This is a genomic window from Frankia sp. KB5 (genome assembly GCF_002099325.1).
GTDB lineage: Bacteria > Actinomycetota > Actinomycetes > Frankiales > Frankiaceae > Frankia > Frankia casuarinae.
The window spans coordinates 1-5,456 of sequence record NZ_MRUJ01000236.1; the positions used below are offsets into that span (position 1 = coordinate 1).

The 5,456-nt window shown below is 65.7% G+C and carries 7 protein-coding genes and 1 pseudogene; 3 read left to right on the plus strand and 5 right to left on the minus strand.

Annotated features, from left to right (window positions below; genetic code table 11):
- Positions 1-249 (minus strand): annotated as a pseudogene (locus KBI5_RS20225) (DDE-type integrase/transposase/recombinase); the annotation flags it as partial.
- A gap of 646 nt (positions 250-895) precedes the next feature.
- Between KBI5_RS20225 and KBI5_RS20235 the strand changes: the two are divergent.
- Both KBI5_RS20235 and KBI5_RS28480 read left to right on the plus strand, forming a co-directional pair.
- The gene (locus tag KBI5_RS20235; RefSeq protein WP_011438461.1) at positions 896-1,162 is read left to right on the plus strand and encodes a hypothetical protein; all 267 of its coding nucleotides are present in this window, start codon (positions 896-898) and stop codon (positions 1,160-1,162) included.
- A gap of 74 nt (positions 1,163-1,236) precedes the next feature.
- Positions 1,237-1,365, plus strand: coding sequence for a hypothetical protein (locus KBI5_RS28480; protein WP_255353912.1), 129 nt, complete (start codon positions 1,237-1,239; stop codon positions 1,363-1,365).
- A gap of 948 nt (positions 1,366-2,313) precedes the next feature.
- Here the strand turns inward: KBI5_RS28480 and KBI5_RS20245 are convergent.
- The 4 genes from KBI5_RS20245 to KBI5_RS27150 all read right to left on the minus strand — a co-directional run bounded on the left by KBI5_RS20245 (position 2,314) and on the right by KBI5_RS27150 (position 4,599).
- Positions 2,314-2,877 carry an NUDIX hydrolase gene (locus KBI5_RS20245; protein ID WP_085016134.1) on the minus strand — a complete coding sequence of 188 codons (564 nt, stop codon included), beginning with the start codon at positions 2,875-2,877 and terminating at the stop codon, positions 2,314-2,316.
- Between the two features lie 6 nt (positions 2,878-2,883).
- A complete protein-coding gene (locus KBI5_RS20250) occupies positions 2,884-4,059 on the minus strand; it encodes an adenosylhomocysteinase (protein WP_232235230.1) in 1,176 nt (391 codons plus the stop codon).
- A gap of 61 nt (positions 4,060-4,120) precedes the next feature.
- Entirely contained in the window at positions 4,121-4,405 is a 285-nt protein-coding gene (locus KBI5_RS20255) for a hypothetical protein (protein ID WP_235463305.1), read from the minus strand.
- A complete protein-coding gene (locus KBI5_RS27150; RefSeq protein ID WP_162492186.1) occupies positions 4,402-4,599 on the minus strand; it encodes a hypothetical protein in 198 nt (65 codons plus the stop codon). The genes KBI5_RS20255 and KBI5_RS27150 overlap by 4 nt, the downstream gene beginning before the upstream one ends.
- Positions 4,600-4,924: 325 nt before the next feature.
- On the opposite strand from KBI5_RS27150, the gene KBI5_RS20260 reads away from it, so the two are divergent.
- On the plus strand, positions 4,925-5,456 hold a 532-nt coding region (locus KBI5_RS20260; protein ID WP_133057089.1), incomplete at its 3' end, for a helix-turn-helix transcriptional regulator.

Here is a 5,456-nt window from a genome sequence, read left to right on the forward strand (position 1 = left end):
CGCGACATCCACGTGACAGGCCTCGGGTACCAGCTCGTCGAGGATCCGCGGGTAAACGGCGGCCTTGTCGGTGGTGACCTCGACCGGCCGGCGGCCGTGAGACAGCGCCGCGGTGAAGAACCGGCGTGCCGCAGCCTGGTCGCGTCGTGCGCTGGCGAGGACGTCGATGACCTGCCCGTGCTGGTCAACCGCCCTGTACAGGTACGTCCACCGGCCGGCGACCTTGACATACGTCTCGTCGACGAACCACCTGTCCCCGGGCAGGTGCCGGCACGGCCTCGCCGCGTCGACGAGCAGGGGCGTGAAGCGCTGCACGCAACAGGTTGGCGAACTTCACTTTTTGCGCGGCGGTGGACGAGGCAGAAGCGGCGCGGGTCGTCTAGGAACCGAAATTACACCGTGATGTCCGTCACTTCCAACACACGGAATCAGGTACGCAAGTAGTCGCAGCAACGCTTGACCTGCCCACACTCGGTTGCTTGCTACCGCAAGTAGTCCAGCTCTACCGACGTGGCCGTGCCGCTCGCCGCTTCGCGGGATGATCGATTAGTCGGCAGCGTCCGGCGGCCGGAGGTCCGTACGCGCACCCCTTCCGGGGCGGCTGGCCAYCCATGCATCGAAGGTGGACGTCTTCCACCTGGGTCGGTCGGGTACCGAGATGTCGTCTGGCTCAGGAAGTAGTCCTTTGGCGCGATAGTTACGCAGCGTGCCCGGTCTAATGCCGGCCCGTTCCGCCATCTCGCGGTAACCGATCAACGGGTCTTCCGCCACGTACCTACCTGTTCTTCGGAACTATGGGACGCCATGCCCTATAGTTGGTGATGTTGGCGGTTCCGGCGGGTGTTGCACCACCCACCGGAACCTTGATCACAACCTGGGTGAACAGGGGTGACCCGTGTCTAGTATTCCGCCGTCCGGTCGGGGTGGCTGGCGCAACCCGTACGAAGGGCGTCCGTTCGTCACGATCAATCCGCATGACGATCACGGTCTGTACGACCTGGCGATGACGCCGGGCGCGAGCCTGCGCGACTTGGTGGACGTTACGGCGACGCTTCCGCCGGTTCTCTTTATCGATCATTGGCGGGTGAGTCCCGGCGATTCTGCGGTGATCCTGCGGTTCCGGACCTTGCCGGACCTTGGTTCCCTGCTCGGCGGCCTCTGATGGCGGCCGGATGGGTACCGCCGTGCGTCCAGGTGGGTCCGGCGGCGTGGACTCCCTACCAAGAGGCGCTTCACGTGCTGCTGTTGGCTGCTCCGGTGGGTCCGACTGGCGTGCGGCTGCGTGGTGAGCTGGTTCGGCTCGATCCTCGAAGCGTCGTGGCGTTGGCGGACATGGTCCGCGACCGTCGGCCGGTGCGGGTGTAGCTGCGGCGCTMTGAGAGCACTTCGGCGTTCTTGAGGGCTGCGCTGTGCGGCGTGCCTGCTCCCACTGGGCGGCGGGGCTGACYCGGCGGCCAAGAGCACCGGAACGGCTGCGCTCGGCGGCGGCCACGGACACGAACCCCACCGGACACATAACGTATCGTTCCGTTTCATCCATCCTAATCGAGACGAAACGGAAGGATAGGAAGCGTGATCGTTCCGGTGTCTATCGGCCGGTCTCAGGACCATACACCCGTGGGGGCAGGCGATCCGACGGGCACAGGGCCGCTCGTCGGCCTTGCGGCGCTCCGGTTGGGTGGTCGTCGACCCTCGACATGCCGGGGGCTTGAGCTGGTCCTCCGTCGGGCGGGCAGGCGTAGCCCTACCCCAGGTTCCTTCGGCCGTGCAAGGGCACCGACGGCGCTCGACCCCACCGGAAGGCGTGTGCCCTTGCGCGGTCGGAGGGTTCTGGGGTTGCCTGTGGTGTCCGTCCGGCGGGGGAACCAGCGGACGTGCCGCGCCGCTGCCCTCCGGCACCGCCGGCGGTCTCCCTCCTCCGGAGAAAGGGCCGGGGTTCGGGGCAGAGCCCCGTCACATCCCGACACGCATCTCGCCTGTCCCTCTCAAGGCGCATGGCACAGCACAGGAACGCAACGACGCTCCGACGCGCCGAACGGGCGGCCGGTCCGACGCGCCCGGGGTGGGGTGCCGACCGGAGGGAGGCGGGGCCCCGCCCCGGGCGCGCGGCGGGGCGGACGGGGTCCTGTTCGGCGCGGCGCGTGCGGCGCCCCTGCCTCGTTCTGGCTGGCCAACTGGGGTTGCCGCCCCGAAGGGGCGGCCTTGAAACCGTACAGAACATTAGCGATGGCGATCATGCCCTCTGCATCAGGGGACGTCGTGGCCGCCGTTTTGATCTCTGTGTTCCTAAGAAGTCGGTCCCGGATGATCAATTCAGGGTCGAGCGAGGAGGTTAGCTCGGGTACGGTCGCTCAGACGGCCGGGCAGTTCGGTCAACGGGGCCCAGCGGTAGTCAGCGACCTCCTCCAGTTGCAGCGCCACATTGGCGTTGCCGGCTGGCGGATCGATGGCCAGGAGGAAGCGAAGATCGTAGTGGATGTGCTCCGGCTCCCGCTTTGCGGGGTTCGGTGGGATCACGTGTGCGTCCACGTCCACGGGCCGTTCGAGGGCAGGGTTCGCCCAGGCCCSGGGAATCCCTGTCTCTTCGGCCAGCTCACGTAGGGCTGCGTCCAGGAGCGAGGCGTCGTCCGGCTCGATGTGCCCGCCGGGAAGGAGCCATCGGTTCAGGCTGCGGTGGCGGATCTGGAGGACTTGGCGATCAGAGGTGACTGCGACCACTCCGCAGGTCACGTGGCCGGGTGTGGTCGTCCTGGAGGCCAGGGGCGCGTCGCTTCCTCGGGCCGCTTCCAGCAGAGGGGCCAGAGACTCGGCGTCCTCCGGGTGTGCGTCGAGATGCGCACGGATGGTCTTGGCGATGTCGTCGTTCGTGACGGGCATGGGGGTTCACTCCTCGTTGAAGCATCGCAGCCAGGACCGGGCGATGATTTCACGCTCCCGGTTGCCGACCTCGTGTAGGCCCGGCTCCATGGTCTGTCCCGACGACAGCAGCGCGAGGGCCGCGAGGATCTCGCCTTGGACAAGGAAGATGAACGGGCCGACCGCAGCGCCGTGGACGAAGTTGACCGCATTTCCATCGTTGAGCAGATAGAAATGATGGTTCCATGAGGTCATGCGGCTGAGGTGTGGGCCGAGCCGGTCGACCCGGTAGGTTCCGCGGAGCGAGGCGAGGTTCAGTTCGTCGTCCGACGATGTCACGGACGCCACGTAGGAGCCGGGCCGCAGGTAAGTGAAGTCTTCACCCTCCAGCGCCCGGTTGCCGGTGGCRCACACGATGACATCGGCGCGGCCCAGCGCCTCGGACTTTGACCATTTCACCGCGAATCCATGCGACATGGCCTCGACCGCACGCACCGGGTCTGTCTCGTACACGGTGGTGCGGACCGATTTGGCTCGAAGGGTGTTCGCCACGCTACGACCGATCTTGCCGTAACCGATGACGCAGGTCTCACGGCCGTGCAGGATATCCCCGTGCTCTCGGAGAAGCGATTCGGTGGAGAACACGACGGACTGACCCACCAGATAGTCTTCCGGCTGCTTCAGCGGACTGCGGGCTACCGAGAAAACCGGGCAGGGTGGTTTCCCACACGAAAGGTACTTACGGTACCCGTTCTCCGTGTCCTCGACGACTCCCACGATTCGCCCGCTGAACTGCCGACACAGGGAGGTTAGCGCGGGCGCGAAGTAACCGCCGATATCCAACAGGACAAGGTCTCGACCTGCGGCCCGCTCTTCGATGTACGCGAGAACTTTCGCAGGATGGGTGAAGCGATCGCGGTCCAGGTCATCACAGTGGTACCGGCCGCTGATGGCGGCCCGCGTCGTCGGGTCACAGGACTTCGGCTTGGGAAGAATCGATATCAGATCGTTCCCTCGCGCCACCGCGTCCAGGAAGAAGGGCCGGTCGGGCAGCATGTGAGTGATGACGATGGTCGCCACTTCGTGCACCGATGGGAATGCGTTGTTGACTGCCAGGAAGTACTGCTCAATGCGTCTCCTCGCCGAAGGCTCGGCGACGATCGTCGCGGGCGCGGCCCGGTCGAGGGTCAGACTGCCGTCCATCTCGTCCACGTTCGGTCGACTCCCAGATCAGGAGGGAATTACACAGGGGGTTGCTGTAGCGCTAACTCTCGTCGAGGGTGCGAGGCGATGGGCCGTCCTCCCCGTTCATCGGCTCGCAGCCACCGACCTTCGTGAAGATCGTCCAAGCGATGAGTTCACACGTCTCTCGCGTGATGCGCCGCGTGATCCGCTGCGTCCGGTCCTCCACCTCCAAGGGGAGAATGACGTCGGGGTCCTGTATTTTCTTGTGTGCCCAGACGTGTGCGTCGTTCCAGGTGGCGAAGGTGGCGATCTGCACACCGTAGCCGTTCAGGACGGCGTAGGGCCGGATGTGCCGGGCGATCACCTCCCCGAGCTGGATCCCCCTCCATCCGTGATCTTGATTATTTGGTTCTTGATCCATTGAGCCTCCTCCGTGATGTTCTCGATTCGTTCCAGTAGCGCGGCGTATTCAAGGGGGTCGACTGGGGCACGGCTCTCGTAGTCGATGAGCTTGCTTTCCAGCTCTTCTATCGCGGTGACGGCAACATCGCTCTGCAATCGCAGAATCCTTAAAGGAAGATCGCCCGACAGTTGCGGGATACCCGGCCAGCCTCCACTCATCCTTTCCACTGTCCGTCTTCTCCCTCGTTCGACGTTCCGCCTGGAGCGGCACCCGAGGCCGAGGAGCCCACCGCCGTCATCTGAAGAACGGCTTTCCTCGACCCGGCCCCGGGGCCTGGGGCAAGTGTGAAATCAACGATTCGTGATCACTAGACGTGGCACGCATAGGCGCCATGCGTCGTAGGTATGAGCGGCCCGCGGCGCTGGATAGACTGCGTAAGCACGATCCGGGCCTGGGAGGTCACGAAGGGGCGTCACTGCGATGAGTGACCAGGTAGACGATTCTCGCTACTGCCGGTGTGGCACGCGCCTTGCCCGGGACAACGACCGGGGATCGTGTGGGCCCTGCCAGCGCCGGGCTCGGGAACGGGGCACGGCTGCGCCGGAGGTGCCGGCCGGGTTCTGGACCGCCTCCGATCAGCTTCGGGACGCCCTTGATGAGCGGCACATGGGCCGGGTGATCGCGGCCTACCGCAACCACCCTCATCACACTGTTCTCCTGTCTCAGGAGATGGTGGCCGGGTGGATGGGCATCACTCAGACCCAGTTGAGCCGCATCGAGTCGGGTGAGCCGGTGACCGACCTTACGAAGCTCATCCGGTGGGCCGAGGTCCTGTGCATCCCGGAAGACCTGCTGTGGTTCAAGCTCCCACGGCCGCGCCCCAGCGAGGCACCCCCTGCCCCGGTTGGCTCTCCCACCGCATCGGCGGTTCCCGGCATCCTCGGGGTACCGCTCACAGACAGCGCGGGTCCGCCGGCTGACCCGTACCGGGTGATCGCACACGTAGGGGAGG